The following is a 17139-nucleotide window of genomic DNA, read 5'->3' on the forward strand; positions in this document are numbered from 1 at the left end:
AGGCAGGGCCTCTTACCATCAATGAAAGGCTATATCGCCGATAACACGCACGCGGACCCTGCGAGCGCCGCCTGGCAAATAGGCGATGGGAATATCCTCCACCTCAAGCGTCTTGAGGCTCGCGCGCTCCGCTCCCGAAGCGACCGCTGCGTCCTGCGCTTCGGTCTCGGCTTTCGCAAGGGCCTCGTCGCGGCTCAACCCGGAAAAGACCTGATCCACCTCACCGGACACCTGCGCCATCGCTGCGCCGAGCGCATTGGCAACGCCAGCATTTTCCACACGCAGCACCTCGGATGCGCCCGGCACCTGCTCCGGTATCAGGAATGCGCCGCCGCCGACCGCAACCAGCGGCACGTCTTCGGCTGATGTCTTCATCTGGTCGAAACTGTCGGCCACCATGTCGCGGATACGGCCGAGCGTCGCCTGCACGAATGCCGGATCGAGGCCCTTCACACGATCCCTGTCGCCCATCTCAATCAGGCCTGCCGCAACAGCGATATCCGATGCCGTCAGTGTCTCGCCGCCGAAAACGCGGGCTTCGGTCAGGATGCGATACCCAACCGAGCGCGGGCCGATCTTGCCTGTCTGCGGGTCGACAATGGTGCCACCGCCCAGTGCTACAGGTAGAAGATCGGGCATGCGGAACAGGGTGCGGACCCCGCCAATATGGACAATATTATTTGCCTCACGCGGAAAACCACCGACAAGGCAACCAATATCGGAGGTGGTGCCGCCGACATCCACCACCATGGCATCGGAAAGCCCGGTGAGAAAAGCCGCACCACGCATCGAATTGGTCGGGCCGGAAGCGAAGCTGTGCACGGGGTTTGCGGCAGCTACATCCGCAAGCGCCACGGTGCCGTCATTCTGTGTAAGATAGAACGGCGCCTTTACACCTGCTTCGCGCAGCGCATCCGAAAATGCCTGTACCGTGGTCCTGCCAAGCGTCTGCAAGGCGGCATTCAGAAGTGCGACGTTTTCGCGCTCCAGAAGCCCGATACGGCCCAGCGTATGGGAAAGCGTGATGCGTGCATCGGGGATCACCGAACGGACAATCTCCGCCGCCCTCACCTCGCACTCCGTGGTCAGCGGCGAAAAGGTTGCCGAAATGGCGATCGAGGTAATGCCTGCATCGCGGATTTTCATCGCCGCTTCACGGATTTCATCCGGGATCATCGGCACCAGCGGACTGCCATCGTATTCATGGCCACCGTGAACCATGAAGATCAGCGGATCGACGGCCTCGTAGAGATCCTTCGGCCAGTCGCACATGGGCGGCAGTGAAGAACCAGTCGGCAGCGCTATGCGGATGGCCGCAACTCGCTCCAGCCGTGCGCGCTCCACGACAGCATTGGTGAAATGGGTGGTGCCGATCATGACCGCATCGATCGGGCGATCTGCCGCGCCGACATGGCCAGACACGTGAGCGAGGGCCGCCTTCACGCCGGACAGGACATCCTGCGTGGTCGGAACCTTGATCGAGGCAACGATGGCGTCTCCATCGATCAGAACGGCATCCGTATTGGTGCCGCCAACGTCAATACCGATGCGTTTCATGGGAATACCGATCTGAAATCAATGTCATAACCGAAGGCACGCGGACCAACGGCAGCAATGCCGGCAGGCGTCGTCAAGAGTTCCGGCGCCGGCAGGGCGATAACCGTGACACGCTGGCCATAGCGCACCGATTCCGTGCCGATGGCGCTGCCCGAAACAGTGTCGAGAAGGCAGATCAAATCCGGCGTCATGGCGACCGGCTGGCCGTCGCGGAAGGCGACCGCCCACTCGTTCTGGAAGGCAAGTTCCATGCGTGAGCCGCGATCGGCGTCGATGCCTTCAATGGTCGTACTGCCGCGCAGAAAGCCACCGGTGGTCTCGCGGGCGACATCCACCACCTTACCGCGGAACAGCTGTTTGCCACCCTCATGGTTGAGAACCGCCTGAACCGGGTCATCATGGCGTGCACGCGCCTCCATCACCGCGCGCCCGAGTTCGGTCGCCTTTGTGACGGTGTAATGAATGCCCCATTCCTTCACTTCCTTGCCGGTGCGCGGCGCCTTGCAGGTGGCGGCGGTAGAGCCGACTTCGGTGCAGACCTTGCGCGAGATGCGCTCCATCCATTTCCACGATGCAGCGCGCGTCACGATCACCTCATTGTCTCGTACATCGACGAGCGACAGCGGAAACATCGGCAGATTGCCGATGGCGAATGAGGTCATCTGCGCTTCGGGATAAGCACGCCCCATGGCATCGGCATTGACGACGGGCCGGTCGAGCATGGCGGCGGCGAGGAAGGACGATAACGCATTCGAGCCGCCGATTTCCACGCTCATGATCGCCCGGAAAGGCTTGCCGAGATAATCTTCCATGACCTCGACCGCGCGGGCAAGATGAACGGGGTCTCCCAGCCGTTCCTGACCAACAAGCGGTGCACCCATCTTGGAGACGACCGCAACCATGTCGTCATCAGCAAGCGCCATGGGGTCCATGACCTTCACCCGTCTGCCTTCGGCATAAAGACGGCGCAGATTGAGCGTCGAGATATAGGGATTGCCTCCACCGCCCGTTCCCAGAATCCAGGCGCCGGTGGCAAGAGGTTCGATATCGTCTTCGGAAAATTCCTGGATCATGCGTCATCCTCGGGCATGCCGCAGCCTTTCCGGCGCAAGCGATGCTCCTTCCCTTTATCGTTCCAAGTCTCATCGGCCCCGCCCTGCGGCGGGACCGCTTTTCATGGGACGGAGATCACTCCGCCTTGCAGTCCCAATGGAAGTTGGAGAAGTTCAGGTCCCAGCTCTGCATGGGAATGAACTCGTAACCCTGAAGGCACTTGTTCGCCGCATAACGGCGGTTCGGCGCAACCGCCCAGACATCCGGTTGAAGATCGGCGATCTTGGTCTGCAGTTCCTTGTAGGTTGCGTTCTGTTCGCTGATATCGGTCGTGGCACGGACCTTGTCGATCAACCCGTCGATTTCCGCGTTCTGCAGCCATTCCATCGACATCCATGTGCCTGATGCCTTGGAGTGATACTGGTTGTAGAACATCGCATCCGGAGATGGATAGGTCGGCGAGATATTCACCTGCGTCGACGCAGGCGTCGTTTCAGGCTTGGAGGAAAGCTCGACAATACGGTTCCACGGCTCTGGCTTGATATCGAGCGTAATACCGATTTGCTCGAGGCTGGATTGCAAAAGCAGCGCCACTTCCGCCTCGAAGGCCAGCGAAGCGACATAGCTGTTGACCAGCGTGATTTTCTGGCCGGCATATTTCGACTTCGCCAGTTCTTCCTTCGCCTTTTCCAGATCGTAGACGCCGGGCTGAATATCGCCGTTATGCGCGTCCTTGAAAGCGTCGGATAGCGGCCCCTGCATGTCGAAACCGGGATAAATCACTTCCTGGATCGTCTTGTAATCCGTCGCATAGGCAATGGCGCGACGAACGTGAACGTCGTCGGTCGGGTAAACCTTGGTGTTGAGCTTGATGACGAAACCGCCGGCGGTGCGGGTCTGGATCAGCTTGTAACCCTTCATCCGGCCGATGGATTCATAGGTGTCGTTGCCAAGGCCGTGCGAGGAAAGGCCAAGTTCGCCCTTTTCAGCCAGCGCCTTGACGGTAGCGTCGTCGCTCGTCTGGACGAAGCGTACTTCGTCGATCGGCTTGCCCTTGGTCCAGCCAAGGAAATAGTCCGCATTGCGGGCAATGACCATATCGGCAGAACGGTTGTAGCTGACGAGCTTGTATGGGCCGGAACCGGCGGAATGTTCGCCCACATAGGACTCGCCCCACTTGTCTTCGGGCTTGGCATTGGCTTCGATCAACGTCTTGTTCAACGCCATCATCAGCGGCGTGGAGGCCATGAAGGGCGAAAACTGACGCTCGATCTTCATGACGAGCGTCGCATCATCAGGCGCGCTGACGTTTTCGGGCTTCAGCACGCCGACGATGAGGTTCGACGGACCCTTGTTGATGCCGAGCAGGCGCTGCACCGACCAGACGAGATCGGCAGCCTTGACCGCCGTGCCATCCTGGAACTTCGCATCGTCGCGCAGATGGAAGGTATAGGTCAGGCCGTCTTCAGAAATATCCCAGGACTTTGCCAGATGCGGCACGATTTCGCCCTTGGCATTCACCGTGGTCAGGCCGTCATACATGTTCACGATGGCCATGTAGCCGGTATAGTCAGTCACTTTCGCCGGGTCGAGCGAGCTGAATATCTGCATGGTGTTGACCGCGACCGAAACCTTGTCCTCTGCAAAAGCAGCGGAAGAAACAAGCGGCAACGCGATTGCCGTGCCGAGCGCAAGCACGGCAAGGCGGGAAGGAAGTCCTGGCATTTTCATTATCGTTCTCCTCTTTATTGCGGGTCATTTGCCCCGCTTATGGTTAGGCAGCCTTGCCGACCGGGACGGGCAGCGGTGAGAAAGGAATGTCCGGGTAACCGAAAGCCGCCGGTCCAACGACTTCGAGCGCGCGGGCGCTGCGCAGCAGATCGTGGCAGGGGATCGCGACCACGGCCACGCGCTGGCCGTAACGCAGGACTTCGGTGGTGATCGGGTAACCGGTATCGACATCGAGCAAGACGATCAGATCAGGGACGGTCACTTCCACCTTGCCGTCACGGCGGAACAGCAGGAATTCGTTCTGGATCGCCACGCTCGCCGTCTGACCCGAGCAATCGTCGAAGCCAGAAAGCTCGACATCGCCCACGGCGAAACCGCCGCGCAGATGGCGTTTCAGATCGGTGATCTTGCCGTTGAAGATGCGCCGTCCGCCTTCAAGCGCGCAGACTGCCGCAATCGGGTCTTCCTGCTGCTTGCGGGCACGGATCACCGCCTCGCCGAGCGCGATCGCCTTGGTGTAGGTTTTCGGAATACCATACTGGTGCACGTAGTGGGCCTGCATCGGCGCGGTCGCCAGCATTGCGCCGCCGCCCTGAGAAACGACGCAGGCGCGGGCCATGCGCTCGTGCCAGACTTCGGAAACGGCGTGGCTGAAGATCACGGCATTGCCGTGCAGGTCGCACATCACCGATGGCGTCGAACTGTGGCCATAGATGGAGAAGGTCGTCATCTGCATCTCTGGGAAAGCCCGGCCCATGCCGTCGCAATCGAGGATCGGCAGGCCACCAAGCGCCGCCGTCACCAGCGGGTTCATGGAGTTCGAGCCGCCGATTTCCTCGCAGACGATGGCGTCTACCGGCGTGCGGATCAGCTCTTCCATGGCGCGCAGGCAACGCAGACCCTCACGGCCCTCGCGAATGCGCTCCACGCCGACAACGGGGGCGCCAATGCCGCCGATGGACATGCAAAGCGCGTCCGGCTCGATGGCGTCTGTCGCAAGGATCTTCATCTCGTAACCGGCCTTCATGGCCTCGAGTGCAAGCAGCTTGCCCAGATAGGGATTGCCGCCGCCGCCGGTGCCGAGAATGCCCGCACCGATTTCCAGCGCGTCGAGATCTTCCCTCGTCAGCGTACGCAATGCCGCTTCGTCATATTTCAGCTTGCGCGTCTCAGCCATGATTGGCTCCCATTTCTCCAACGACTTTCACATGAATGCGGGTGGCATTGCCGGGCAGATAGGCAAGCGGCATATCCTCGCGCTCGATGACTTCCAGCGTTTCGGCCACTGCACCAGCCGCAATCGCCTTTTCGCGTGCCTCGGCCTCCGCCTCCGCAAGCGCGCTTTCACGCGTGCGCCCCTCGATCAGCGAGAAGACGCGGTCCGTCTCGCCGCTAATCTGCGCGATCGCTGCACCCACGGCATTCGCCACCGCGAAATTCTCGGGGCGGATGACATCCAGATCACCGATACGGTCAGGCATGAGAATGGAGCCGCCGCCAACGGCGATCACCGGCACCGGTGATGACGAGATGCGGCTGCGCTCCACACAGGACTCGAGCATGTCGTTGATCTTTTTGACTGCGGCATCCACCAGCCGCTTGTCCAGAGTGGAAACCAGAGCCTTCTCGCCCACGTCCGCCTTGCCGGAGGCGACAGCGATATCAGTTGCAGTCAGGGTCGTACCGCCGAAGCAGAGCGCCTCACGGCGGACGCGGTAACCGACTGATTTCGGGCCAACGGTGAGGCCATGTTCGCCATTGACCACCAGCGAGCCGCCACCGAGACCGATCGAGAACACATCCGGCATGCGGAAATTGGTGCGCACGCCACCAATATCCACCGTCGTGGACGCCTGGCGCGGAAAGCCGTGCGACAGCGAGCCGACATCGGAGGTGGTGCCGCCGACATCCACGACCACGGCATCCTTGAGGCCGGTGAGAAAAGCAGCGCCGCGCATGGAATTCGTCGGGCCGGAGGCGAAGGTGAGCACAGGGAAGCCGCGCACCACATCCGCCGCCATCAGCGTGCCGTCGTTCTGGGTGATGTAGAACGGGCAGGTTATGCCCGCTGCCTTCAGCGCCTCGCCGAAAGCGGCAACGGTGCGGTCCGCAAGCGAAAGAAGGCTGGCATTCATGATCGCAGCACTTTCGCGGGCGAGCAGACCATGCCGGCCGATATCCTTGGACATAACCACCGGCAGGCCGGGGCAGCGCTCCTGCAGGATATCCTTCGCCCGCACTTCCATCGCATCATTGATGCCGCTGAAAACGCAGGTGACAGCCGCGGCCTTCAGGCCCTTTGCGCGGATATCGGCGGCGATGCGGACAATCTCGTCCTCATCGAGGGCTGAGATTTCGCGACCGTCGAATTCATATCCGCCGCGGACCTGATAACCGTGGTTACCAACGATTTCCCGGAGGTCATCCGGCCAGTCGACCATCGGCGGCAGGCCGGCGCCGGACGGCAGGCCGATCCGGATGGCGGCGACCTCGTCCATATGCCGCCGCTCGATCACCGCATTGGTGAAATGCGTGGTGCCGATCATCACGGCACCGATGTGTGCCCTGTCGATGCCCGACGCCTCGATCACCTTTTCAAGGGCTTCGATGACACCGGACGTCACATCTTCGGTGGTGGAGGCTTTCACCCCCGCCAGAACAGTCTTTTCCTGTAACACAACGGCATCGGTATTTGTGCCGCCGACGTCAATTCCAACGCGATACACGTCAGGCTCCTCTTTTATCAATCGGTCGTTTTTACGAGGAAGCGCATACGCTCTTCCTCTGTCACGGTGGGTTTCAGGCGCTCTTCCTCGTCGGTGACGACGGGGATCGCCGCGATAAGGGCGCGGGTGTAGGGATGCTTCGGCTCGGCGAAAACCGCAGACGTCACCCCTTCCTCGACGATCTCGCCACGCAGCATGATGGCGATGCGCGAACAGAAATTGCGCATCAGCGAGAGGTCGTGCGAGATCATCAGATAGGTCAGGCCAAGCTCTTCCCGCAGCTGCAGCAGAAGGTCGATAACGGTCTTCTGCACGGAGACATCAAGCGCCGCCGTCGGCTCGTCGAGGATGAGGATCTTCGGTTCAGCCGCGAGTGCACGGGCAATGGCGACACGCTGCTTCTGTCCGCCGGAAAGTTCATGCGGATATTTACCGAGATAGGATTGCGGCAATCGCACCAGCCCCATCAGTTCCTGCATCCGGCGTTCGCGCGCCTCACCGTCCATACCGATGGATTTCAACGGTAGGGTAAGCGTCTGCCTGACCGTGCGCTTCGGATTTAGGGAAGTGCCCGGATTTTGATAGACGATCTGCGTCAACCGCTTGCCACGGCTGGGAGACGGGGCGTCGACGACAAGATTGCCGGAGGTCGGGCGAGAAAGTCCCATGATCATCCGGGCGACCGAGGTTTTTCCAGAACCGGACTCGCCCGCAAGACCGAAAATTTCGCCGTCCTTCAGCGTCAGGTTCACGTCGCGCACGGCGTGGTAACCGTTGCGTCTGCCGTAAATCTTGTTCAGGCCCTCGATGGTAACGATCGGCGAGCGTGTGCTCTGCGCCAGATCGGCGACACGCGGACCGTAGAGCGGCGGCACCGCATCCAGCAGCGAACGCGTGTAGTCCGCAGCGGGAGCGTGCAGGATTTGCGTGCAGGGACCGGTCTCGACGATGTCGCCATGGTGCATAACCACGACCCGATCCGCCACCTTACGTACGACACCGAGATTATGGGTGATCATCAGCAGCGCCATATTTTCTTCGGCAACCAGCTGGTTGATGAGATTGAGAATTTCGTCCTGCGTGGTGACGTCGAGCGCGGTGCCGGGCTCATCCGCGATGAGGAGCTTCGGCTGATGCAGCAGCGCAAGCCCGATCAACACGCGCTGGCGCATGCCGCCCGAAAGCTCGGACGGATAGGCATTCATGACCCGCTCGGTATCGCCAAGCTGCACGCGGCGCAGAACCGCTGCGATACGGGTGCGGCGCTCTGCCTTGGACGAGTTGATGCCGTTGCGCTTGTCGGCAAAGCGCATGACATCATCGAGATGCGTGCCGATCTTAAAGACCGGATTGAAGGAAGACAGCGGGTCCTGCATGATCAGCGAAAACGCCGTTCCCTTAAGCGCCTCGCGTTCCCTTCGCGGCATGGCGAGCACATCCCGCCCGTCGATGACAATGGCGCCGGAGGCAATAGTGGCATTCTTCGGCAAAGTGCCGATGATCGCCTTGGCGGTGACCGATTTACCCGATCCGGTTTCGCCGATCAGCGCCACCCGCTCGCCGGCTGAGACTGTGAAGGCGATATCGCGCAGCACTTGGCGCGTGCGACCGTAGTTGGTGAAGGTGACGTTGAGGTTTTCGACTTTGAGAAGCGGTTCAGTCATGGCTTTAGCTTTCCACGTCGAACATGTCACGCAGGCCGTCGCCCAGCAGATTGAAACCCAGCGTCACGTAAAGCACGGCCGCGCCGGGGCAGAGGACTTCCCACCAGAAATCCGGCATGAACTGGCGCCCATCGGCAACCATCGAGCCGAGATCGGGAGTTGGCGGTTTGACGCCGAAACCGAGGAAACTCAGTGTCGCGCCAAAGAGGATGACGAATGCCGCATCCAGCGTCGTCTTGACTGATATGACCGAGACGCAATTGGGCAGAATTTCGCGAAAGAGAATGTGCAGCGGACCCGCACCTGCAAGACGTGCCGCTTCGATGTAGTCCTCGGATGCGATGGATTTCGACACCGAATAGATCAGCCGCGCATGCCAGGTCCACCATAGAAGCGTGATCGCGATCATGGCGTTCATCAAGGTGGGTTCCAGCAGGTTGGAGACCGCCAGCGCCATGACGAGGGGCGGCATGGCCAGCATCACGTTCGTCAGGCCGCTGATGATTTTCTCGGTCCAGCCGCCGAAATAACCGGCGACCAGGCCAAGCACGGTGCCGACCGGGACCGAGATGCCGAGCACGCCGATGACGAGAAGAAGCGAGACCCTGAGCCCGAAGACAGTGCGGGAAAAGATGTCGCGTCCGGCCTTGTCGGTTCCGAACCAGTGCTCCAGATCCGGCGGCATGTGGCGGGCACGGAAATCGACGACCGCGCCGATATGTTTGGGATAGGGTGTAAGCCAGGGCGCAAAGATCGCCAGAACCAGCACCGACAACAGGATCAGCGAACCGATGACCGCTGCCGGATTGCGGCTGAAGCGGTACCACATCATGTAACCGGCGCTTAAGCCCCGATCGGTAGGTTCGAGCATTTTCATATCAGCCATCAGCGAGCCTCCTTGCGGCGCAGGCGCGGGTCGATGATCGAGATCAGGACATCAACGATCAGGTTCGCAACGATGAAGAACAGGCCGGCCACCAGCACCACGGCAGTCACGGCATTGAGATCTTTCTGAAGGATGGCGTTCAGCCCGTAGGACGCGAATCCGCCCCAGGCGAAGACCATTTCGATCACGAAGGCATTGCCGATCAGCGAGGCGAATTCGAGCCCCATGATCGTCAGCGGCGCGATGGAGGAAAGCTTCAGCAGATAACGGAAGATGATGACCCGCTCCGGCACGCCGAAGCTTTGCAGGGTGAGCACGTGATCCTTGCGCTGGTTCTCGATCATCGAGGAACGCGTGATGCGGGTGATCTGGCCGATACCGGCCATGGAGAGCGCAAAGGCCGGCAGCGCAAGGTGCTTCATCGCATCCAGCACCACATCGAACCGTCCGGCAAGCGTACCGTCGATCAGGATGAAGCCCGTCGGGCCACCCTGCCAGCCAAGTGAATGATCGATCCTACCGATGATCGGCCAGCCGGAGAGAAAGCGAGCGGCCAGCAATTGCAGCGTGATGGCAAACAAAAAGCTCGGGATCGTCACGCCGGTGAGCGAGAGGATACGGCCGATATGGTCGAGCGGACGGTCGCGGTAATGCGCGGTGATGACGCCAAGCGGGATGGCGACGGCAAACATGAAGATGACTGAGACCAGAACCAGTTCGACGGTCGCAGGAACGGTCTGGGCCAGATCGGTGGTGACGGGGCGCTGGGAAACCAGCGAGAAGCCCAGGTCACCGTGCAGGGCGTTGCCGATATAGTCGAGGTATTGGGCGGCGAGCGGCTTATCGAGACCCATCTCGCCGCGCAGCGCATCAACTTGTTCCTGTGTTGCCGCAGGCCCGAGCGCCATGCGCGCGGGATCACCCGGCACCACACGGGCTAGAGCAAAAATCATGATGGACAGGGCGATCATGACCAGTACGAAAGCGCCGAGCCTGTTCAAAATCGCGACCAGCGGATGTTGCTGCATCGGTGGACCGTTCCTTGTGCATCAGTTTCCTGAGCACAAGTTTTCACCACATGTCCTTTTGAACAATCGCAGAAAGGTATAGTTTTTTGATAAATGAGTATAGGTTTTTGAATTCAGATCTCCTATCCCTGTCTGAATGACGCTTCTGCCGCGCACCACACTCTGCCGCCGTATCGCCAGCGAAACCGCAGGCGTGATCTTTCTGCGCGCGCCGGCGGGCGCCGGGAAAAGCGTTCTTATGGACTTGCTGGCACAAGAGCTGGGGACCGAGGTATGCCGGACGCACCAGCCCAGAAGTGATGAGGCGGCAAAAGGCTGTCTGCTATGGGATGTGCCGGTCTTCGCACGCGCGGTCCGCATGCCCGCCCCTATTCTGGAAACCGTGCGTTTCGTGGTCATCGCCTGCCGTCCGGATCAACGTATCAGCGGGCTGGCGCGGCAAATATTGCATCGTGGTTCGCTGACGATCGGAGCAAATGAACTGGCCTTTGGCCAAGATGAGACCGCGGGCCTTCCAACAGAACAGAAGCGTCTGGCGCTCCATGATTATGCGGGGTGGCCGGCCTTTCTGTCTCTCGCTCGCCTCGCCGACGAAAAACTATGCGTCGACTATCTGCGGGAAAATTATCTGCCGCATCTGTCACCGGCCCAGACGGTCGCGCTTTCGCTCTGGCTGGAAAATCCCTCGGCAGAACCCGACGCTGAATGGGCAGAACTTCTGCCGCCCTTCCTGATCGCAAACCCCGAAAAACACGACACACTGATAAGGCTTCTGACCGTGGCAGCGGGAGAACGTCTCGCCACATTACAGGCTGGCAGGGCAGTGGTAGAGGTCGCTTCCGCATTCGAGAAGGAAGGGCGGGCGCTTGCGGCAATGGCCATGTTGCTTGACCGCGGTTATGAGACCCACGCCGCGCAAATCCTAGAACGCGCCCATGGGCGCGAACTGATCTACCGAAGCAGCGTCGACAGGTTTCGTGAGATCATCATGCGGTTTTCGCAGGACATGATCGCGGCGAATGAAACAGTCCTCTTCGCCGTCACCCGCGCATTGCTGAAACAGGGCGAATTGCAACGCGTGCGCCATCTGCTTGGCAAGAGCCTCGGTTCGGATTATCTCGATCCACTCAAGGTGCTTGCCCGCGGTTCGCGTTTTTCCTTTGCCGCCCGCACCTTCCGGCTGAACCTGATGATTGCCGAGGACCTGACCCCCAATGACGCTGTGATAACGCGCCTCGGGGAATTCATGGCCGATTACCCCATGGACGATCACGGCAAATGGGCGGCCTATTACAATGCGCTGCTGGAATTCGAAATCCGCCGCCGTAATTTTCGCGAGGCCGAGGCCGCCGCCGCCCGCGCGCTTATCTATCTGCGCAAGATGGGCGGGCAGCCGCTGCTCGAATTCTTCATCCATCTGCACCAGATCGTCCTGCGACTGATGAGCGGTGATGTGCTCTTGGCCCGTCGCGCGGCACAGGATGCGCGCACAAGGTTGGAACAGGTGCCACACGACGCCGCGCAGGAGTTCCGAATGCTGCGGCTGGCGGAAGCCTGCCTTGCCTATGAGGCGGGAAAACCGCGCGACCTGTTGCACTTCGTCGAGCATGAATTCGACCACTTCGCCGCCGCCGAGATATGGCCGAGCCTGATGCAGTTTGCCCTGCATTATGCCTCGCAGGTGCTGATCGATCATTTTCCGATGACCGTTCGTCCGGGCTTTCTCGACGGCCTGTGGATTCACCTTTCGGAAGGCCTGCAATTCCATGCGATGATGGAGATCAGAACGGCCATTGCCTACCAGAACGCCAACCGCTGGGCGGATGCGGCAGCGACGCTATCGGCAATTCGCATGCCGATGGGTCGCAACTGGGTGGAGAGCGCGAATGAGGACCTTGCCCGGCTCACACGGCGCGAGGAAATCGCCTATGTGATGGCCTGGCTCCGCGACGCGGTACATCTTTTCACGCCGCGCGCCTATCTCGCCCGGCAGATGGATGCAATGATCGCCAACCCCAAGGTCACCAACCGCGAAAAGGTCGCGCTCAGAATATGGCAGAGCTATGCCGCACACCAGCGTCGTGACAGTGCCGGCGCCCGCGCCCATATCCTCAACGCACTTGAATCGGCGACGCGCCTTGGCTGCAACGGCGTCCTGTCGGAGGAGCGCATATTCCTGTCGCCGCTTCTGAACAATCGCCGTATCCGCGGTTTCATCGAAACCTCTTCCGATGTCCGGAACGCGCTGTCGATTTTCGGCGCCTCGGTCAACTCGCCGCAGGCACGCGCCCTGCATGGCGGGCTTTCACAGCGGGAAGCACAGATGCTGCAATTGCTGGCCAGCGGCATGTCTAACAAGAAGATCGCGCAGACCCTCAACATCTCGGAAGTGACGGTAAAATTCCATCTCGGAAACCTGTTCCGCAAGCTGGATTGCAAACGCCGCGCGGAAGCGATCCGCGCAGCGAAAGCGCTGGGCTGGCTTTGATCTCAAGTCGTGACTGCCGATCAGAAAAGCCCGCTACTCTTCCCGGAAGGCGCGGTTGATCTGGTCCGTCAGCGGCTTGGCGATATAGGACAGCGCGGTGCGCTCGCTGGTCTGGATGAAGGCCTCGGCAGGCATGCCCGGCATCAGCGGCGCAGTGTTCAGCTTTTCCCGCTCGGCAACCGGTATGGAAATCCGCGCCAGATAATAGGAGAGGCCGGTCCTCTGATCGGTGGTGATATCGGCGGCGATGCGACTGACATGGCCTTCCAGTTCCGGCGTGACACGCTGGTTGAACGCGGTCATCCGCAGCATCGCTTTTTGCCCTACCTGCAACTGGTCTATATCCTTCGGCACGATCTGCACCTCGAGTGCCAGTTCGTCCCCATCAGGCACGATGAGCATGATCGGGTCGGCCGGCGTCACCACGCCGCCCACGGTATGCACCGCCATTTCATGCACCATGCCGGATTGCGGCGCGATGATATCGATGCGCTTCAGCTCGTCCTCCGCAGCGACCTTCCGCTCAACATATTCACCCGTCTGCGCCTGTATCTCGCGCAGTTCCCGGCCCACTTCGGTGCGCAGTTCCTGATCGATCTGCAGGATCTGCAGTTTCGTTTCGGTGATCCTGCCCGCCGTCTGCGCCTGATAGGCGATTTTTTCGCCACGCTCACCGCCAAATGTCGCGGCCTGGGTCTGCAGGCTGTTCAGCCGCTGCACGGACACGATGCCCTGCTCCCGCAAGGATTTCTGCGAGGTGATCTCAGCCTGCAAAACCGCAAGCCCGTTGTCGTAGGCGACTTCCTGTGCCCTCAATCCTTCGATTTCATGTTCGAACTGGGTGATACGCTCCACAAGCTGCGCTTTGCGCCCCTCGCGATAAGATTTGCGGAATTCGAACAGCCTGGTTTCGCTACGCATGGCGGAAGCGACATCGGGATCGTCCTTGCGCGCCACCAGAGCCTGTGGAAAAACGAGTTCCGGCAGATCGTCCCGTTCGGCCTCCAGCCTTGCCATGCGCGCGCTCAGCTCATCCAGCCGCTTGGTCACTATGGCGAGATTAGCGCGGGTCTGGGTGGCGTCGAGACGCATGACGACGTCGCCAGCCTTTACCCTGCCACCTTCGCTCACCAGAATTTCACCGACGACGCCACCCTTGGGGTGCTGTACCTTCTTGATATAAGAATCGACCACAAGATGACCGGACGCCACGACCGCGCCAGCAAGATTTGTCGTCGCTGCCCATCCGCCGACGCCGGCCAGCAGTGCGACGCTTGCGGCAAGACCGGCAAGAAGATGTTTGCGGATGGAGCGGGACACCTGCGTGCGCTGGTCAATTTTTGACATCCGTATCTCCTTCCTGCCTGTTCTCTTCGCCAATCTCTTGCAGCGCCACCGTCTTAGGCTGGGTATTCGCGACGACACGCAATGGTGAAACCGTGTGCGCGGATGCAGTGAAACCTTTCGCCGCTTGAGCATTCGGAGTGCGCAGCACTTTAGAGAGAACCTCGTCGCGCGGACCGAAGGCCTTCATCCGCCCTTCCTCCATCATCAGAATGAAATCGACGGCACCGATCGCGCTGGGCCGATGCGCGACGACGATGGCGATACCGTTGCGCGCCTTAACCGACGCAATCGCCCTGACAACGGCGGCTTCGCCCTCCGCATCGAGATTGGCATTCGGCTCGTCCAGCACGACGATGAAGGGATCGCCATAAAGCGCACGCGCGAGACCGATACGCTGGCGTTGTCCTGCCGAAAGCGCGGAACCGGCCTCACCTATATCGCTGTCATACCCCTTTTCGAAGCGCAGGATCAGTTCGTGCGCACCGGCGGCTTTCGCAGCAGCAATGATTGCGTCGGGATCGGGATTGTCCTCGAAACGGGAAATGTTTTCGCCGATCGTGCCGTCGAAAAGCTCCACGCCCTGCGGCAGATAACCGATATGGCGGCCGAGGGCTTCGCGATCCCATTGATCGAAGCTCGCACCATCAAGCCGCACCTTACCGGCGGCGGGCATCCAGGCTCCGGTGAGAATGCGCGAGAGGGTGGATTTTCCCGAGCCGGATGGGCCGATGACACCGAGCGCATTCCCGGCGGTCATGACGAAACCAAGGCCCGCGACGGTCGGTTTTCTCTCTCCCGGTGGAATGATAGTGACGTTTTCGACTTTCAATTCTCTCTCAGGCTTCGGCAGTGCCATTGCGGTCGCCGTTACCGGCATCTGCGCAAAAAGCTCCCTTAGCCGCGCCCAGCTCTGGCGGGCGGCAACAAAGGACTTCCAGTTGGATATGGCAAGATCGACGGGCGCCAAAGCCCGACCCATCATGATCGAACTGGCGATCATCACGCCGCCTGAGGCCTCCTGCTGAATGACCAGCCATGCGCCGACCGCCAAAATGGCCGATTGCAGCACGATCCGCAGGGATTTTGCGATATTGCCGAGGCCACCGGCCACATCGCCCGCCTTGCGGTTGGCGGCGAGATAAGCCTCGTTGGAGATTTGCCAGCGTTTGCCAAGCCGGCCGCCGAGCCCCATGGCCTGCACGACTTCGGCGTTGCGGCGCGAGGCTTCCAGCTGCCGGTTGCGCGCCATGTTTTCAACCATGGTGTCGCGGATTGGCTTCTGCGAGAACATATTGGTCAAGATGGTGAGGGATATGAGCAGAACGGCACCGGCAAGAGCCGTCACGCCGATCCAGAAATGAAACAGAAAACATATGCCAAGGTAGAGCGGCATCCAAGGCAGATCGAAAAAGGCGGTGGGCCCCGTGCCGGACAGAAAACCGCGCACGTTGTCGAGATCGCGCAGCGGCTGCAGGCCGTCCCCCGGCATACGGTTGACGAGCGGCAGGCGCACCACCGCATCATGCACCTTGCCGGAATAGCGCATGTCGAAGTCCTCGCCGATACGGATCAGGACCCGGGCGCGGATGATGTCGAGCAGGCACTGGAAGCCGTAGAGGCCGAGCGCAAGAATGGCGATCCCGACCAGTGTCGGCAGACTGCCGCTGGCCAGCACCCGGTCGTAAACCTGAAGCATGAACAGGGGCGACGTCAGCGCCAGGATGTTGACCACACCGCTGACGAGCGCCACACCGAAAAACGTGCTTTTAAGGGGCGAAACAACCGCCGCAGTGAGGGACTGCGGCGGTGTCTGCTGGTGGTTTTGAAAGCCCACAGCCTGATTTTCCTTTAAGCGGCAAGCGCCGATGCGCTGGCGAAAATGAAGTCCGATGCGTCGAGTACGCTTGCATCGACACCGACGAGTGTGATCGAAACTGACGCGCTGGAGTCAGATTCTACCACCGCATTACCGTTGAGGTTATACCAGAACAGGTCAGCGACCGAGGTCGAACCCCAACCAGATACGTCAAGCTTATCAGTACCATCCTGATAACCATAGGTGCCGGTTGGTCCTGCGGTTACGATATCGTTACCGCCCGAGAAGACAAAAGTATCAGCGCCGGCAAAACCGGTCAGCGTGTTCGAGGAGGCAGTATCCTCGATCACAGTGCCAGTGGCAGCGAAGTAGTCATAGAAACCGGCCAGCGAGCCGAAGCGCGCAAGCTGGTAAACGGCGAGGTCAAGCAGATCGCGCGCACCCGCAAGCGAATAGGAGCTATCAGGATCGATCAACAGTTCCTGCTGGCTGACGGCGATGCCGCTGGTGGACTGGCTGTAGCCGGCACCCAGAACGATACTGTCGACCGAACCCGTCAGGTTGCCCTGGGAGTACTGCAGAGCGCCGCTCATGACGATGCCCTTGCCGCCGTTGCTGCCATCGCCCCAAGCCTCATAGGTGGTGTTTGGATCGATGGTGGTCGTGGCGAGAGAGCTGGTCTGAGCGTCGTAGAACGCACCATAGGTCGAACCGAAACCGCTCGTCCAACCGTTGAGGTAACCGATCAGGTCGGAGGAGGACTGCGTCAGTTGAATTGTGGTAGCCATAGGTGTACTCCTTTGCTGGCCAATAGGGATACCTTGGTCATGTGACGAAGGCGTT

12 protein-coding genes are annotated in these 17139 nt (G+C 60.4%); 1 reads left to right on the forward strand and 11 read right to left on the reverse strand.

The window, feature by feature from the left end:
• Window positions 1-18: 18 nt before the first annotated feature.
• From ACQZ6D_RS10520 to ACQZ6D_RS10555, 8 genes are all read right to left on the reverse strand, one after another.
• Window positions 19-1557, reverse strand: a complete 1539-nt coding sequence (locus ACQZ6D_RS10520) for a hydantoinase/oxoprolinase N-terminal domain-containing protein (RefSeq protein ID WP_448729909.1) — start codon at window positions 1555-1557, stop codon at window positions 19-21.
• Window positions 1554-2630 (reverse strand): DUF917 domain-containing protein, encoded by a 1077-nt coding sequence (locus ACQZ6D_RS10525; RefSeq protein WP_003506758.1) that lies wholly within the window; start codon window positions 2628-2630, stop codon window positions 1554-1556. The genes ACQZ6D_RS10520 and ACQZ6D_RS10525 overlap by 4 nt, the downstream gene beginning before the upstream one ends.
• A 115-nt stretch (window positions 2631-2745) precedes the next feature.
• On the reverse strand, window positions 2746-4341 hold the full coding sequence (locus ACQZ6D_RS10530) for an ABC transporter substrate-binding protein (RefSeq protein ID WP_448729910.1): 1596 nt from the start codon (window positions 4339-4341) through the stop codon (window positions 2746-2748).
• Window positions 4342-4384: 43 nt separating this feature from the next.
• The gene (locus ACQZ6D_RS10535; RefSeq protein ID WP_013761623.1) at window positions 4385-5518 is read right to left on the reverse strand and encodes a DUF917 domain-containing protein; all 1134 of its coding nucleotides are present in this window, start codon (window positions 5516-5518) and stop codon (window positions 4385-4387) included.
• Entirely contained in the window at window positions 5511-7067 is a 1557-nt protein-coding gene (locus ACQZ6D_RS10540) for a hydantoinase/oxoprolinase N-terminal domain-containing protein (protein WP_026330690.1), read from the reverse strand. Before ACQZ6D_RS10540 ends, ACQZ6D_RS10535 begins: the two co-directional genes overlap by 8 nt.
• A gap of 17 nt (window positions 7068-7084) precedes the next feature.
• Window positions 7085-8731 carry an ATP-binding cassette domain-containing protein gene (locus tag ACQZ6D_RS10545; protein ID WP_019564713.1) on the reverse strand — a complete coding sequence of 549 codons (1647 nt, stop codon included), beginning with the start codon at window positions 8729-8731 and terminating at the stop codon, window positions 7085-7087.
• Between the two features lie 4 nt (window positions 8732-8735).
• Window positions 8736-9617: an ABC transporter permease gene (locus ACQZ6D_RS10550; protein WP_019564714.1), complete on the reverse strand. Its 882-nt coding sequence runs from the start codon at window positions 9615-9617 to the stop codon at window positions 8736-8738.
• Window positions 9617-10645, reverse strand: coding sequence for an ABC transporter permease (locus ACQZ6D_RS10555; RefSeq protein WP_019564715.1), 1029 nt, complete (start codon window positions 10643-10645; stop codon window positions 9617-9619). The genes ACQZ6D_RS10550 and ACQZ6D_RS10555 overlap by 1 nt, the downstream gene beginning before the upstream one ends.
• A gap of 136 nt (window positions 10646-10781) precedes the next feature.
• Between ACQZ6D_RS10555 and ACQZ6D_RS10560 the strand changes: the two genes are divergently transcribed.
• Window positions 10782-13133 carry a response regulator transcription factor gene (locus ACQZ6D_RS10560; RefSeq protein ID WP_448729911.1) on the forward strand — a complete coding sequence of 784 codons (2352 nt, stop codon included), beginning with the start codon at window positions 10782-10784 and terminating at the stop codon, window positions 13131-13133.
• A gap of 33 nt (window positions 13134-13166) precedes the next feature.
• On the opposite strand, the gene ACQZ6D_RS10565 is transcribed toward ACQZ6D_RS10560, so the two are convergent.
• From ACQZ6D_RS10565 to ACQZ6D_RS10575, 3 genes are read right to left on the reverse strand one after another with little or no spacing between them, the layout of a single operon-like run.
• Entirely contained in the window at window positions 13167-14480 is a 1314-nt protein-coding gene (locus tag ACQZ6D_RS10565) for an HlyD family type I secretion periplasmic adaptor subunit (RefSeq protein WP_013761628.1), read from the reverse strand.
• The gene (locus tag ACQZ6D_RS10570; protein ID WP_112155358.1) at window positions 14467-16314 is read right to left on the reverse strand and encodes a type I secretion system permease/ATPase; all 1848 of its coding nucleotides are present in this window, start codon (window positions 16312-16314) and stop codon (window positions 14467-14469) included. The genes ACQZ6D_RS10565 and ACQZ6D_RS10570 overlap by 14 nt, the downstream gene beginning before the upstream one ends.
• A gap of 14 nt (window positions 16315-16328) precedes the next feature.
• Complete coding sequence (locus ACQZ6D_RS10575; RefSeq protein WP_076845561.1) at window positions 16329-17084, reverse strand: calcium-binding protein; 756 nt, start codon at window positions 17082-17084, stop codon at window positions 16329-16331.
• Window positions 17085-17139 lie beyond the last annotated feature (55 nt).

It is taken from the genome of Agrobacterium sp. 22-3639C2 (assembly GCF_053522105.1).

What these genes read in the sequence shown, in the direction of transcription:
- ACQZ6D_RS10520 (WP_448729909.1), bottom strand. Translation starts at nt 1,557, where the DNA reads ATGAAACGCATCGGTATTGACGTTGGCGGCACCAATACGGATGCCGTT.
- ACQZ6D_RS10525 (WP_003506758.1), bottom strand. Translation starts at nt 2,630, where the DNA reads ATGATCCAGGAATTTTCCGAAGACGATATCGAACCTCTTGCCACCGGC.
- ACQZ6D_RS10530 (WP_448729910.1), bottom strand. Translation starts at nt 4,341, where the DNA reads ATGAAAATGCCAGGACTTCCTTCCCGCCTTGCCGTGCTTGCGCTCGGC.
- ACQZ6D_RS10535 (WP_013761623.1), bottom strand. Translation starts at nt 5,518, where the DNA reads ATGGCTGAGACGCGCAAGCTGAAATATGACGAAGCGGCATTGCGTACG.
- ACQZ6D_RS10545 (WP_019564713.1), bottom strand. Translation starts at nt 8,731, where the DNA reads ATGACTGAACCGCTTCTCAAAGTCGAAAACCTCAACGTCACCTTCACC.
- ACQZ6D_RS10550 (WP_019564714.1), bottom strand. Translation starts at nt 9,617, where the DNA reads ATGGCTGATATGAAAATGCTCGAACCTACCGATCGGGGCTTAAGCGCC.
- ACQZ6D_RS10555 (WP_019564715.1), bottom strand. Translation starts at nt 10,645, where the DNA reads ATGCAGCAACATCCGCTGGTCGCGATTTTGAACAGGCTCGGCGCTTTC.
- ACQZ6D_RS10560 (WP_448729911.1), top strand. Translation starts at nt 10,782, where the DNA reads ATGACGCTTCTGCCGCGCACCACACTCTGCCGCCGTATCGCCAGCGAA.
- ACQZ6D_RS10565 (WP_013761628.1), bottom strand. Translation starts at nt 14,480, where the DNA reads ATGTCAAAAATTGACCAGCGCACGCAGGTGTCCCGCTCCATCCGCAAA.
- ACQZ6D_RS10575 (WP_076845561.1), bottom strand. Translation starts at nt 17,084, where the DNA reads ATGGCTACCACAATTCAACTGACGCAGTCCTCCTCCGACCTGATCGGT.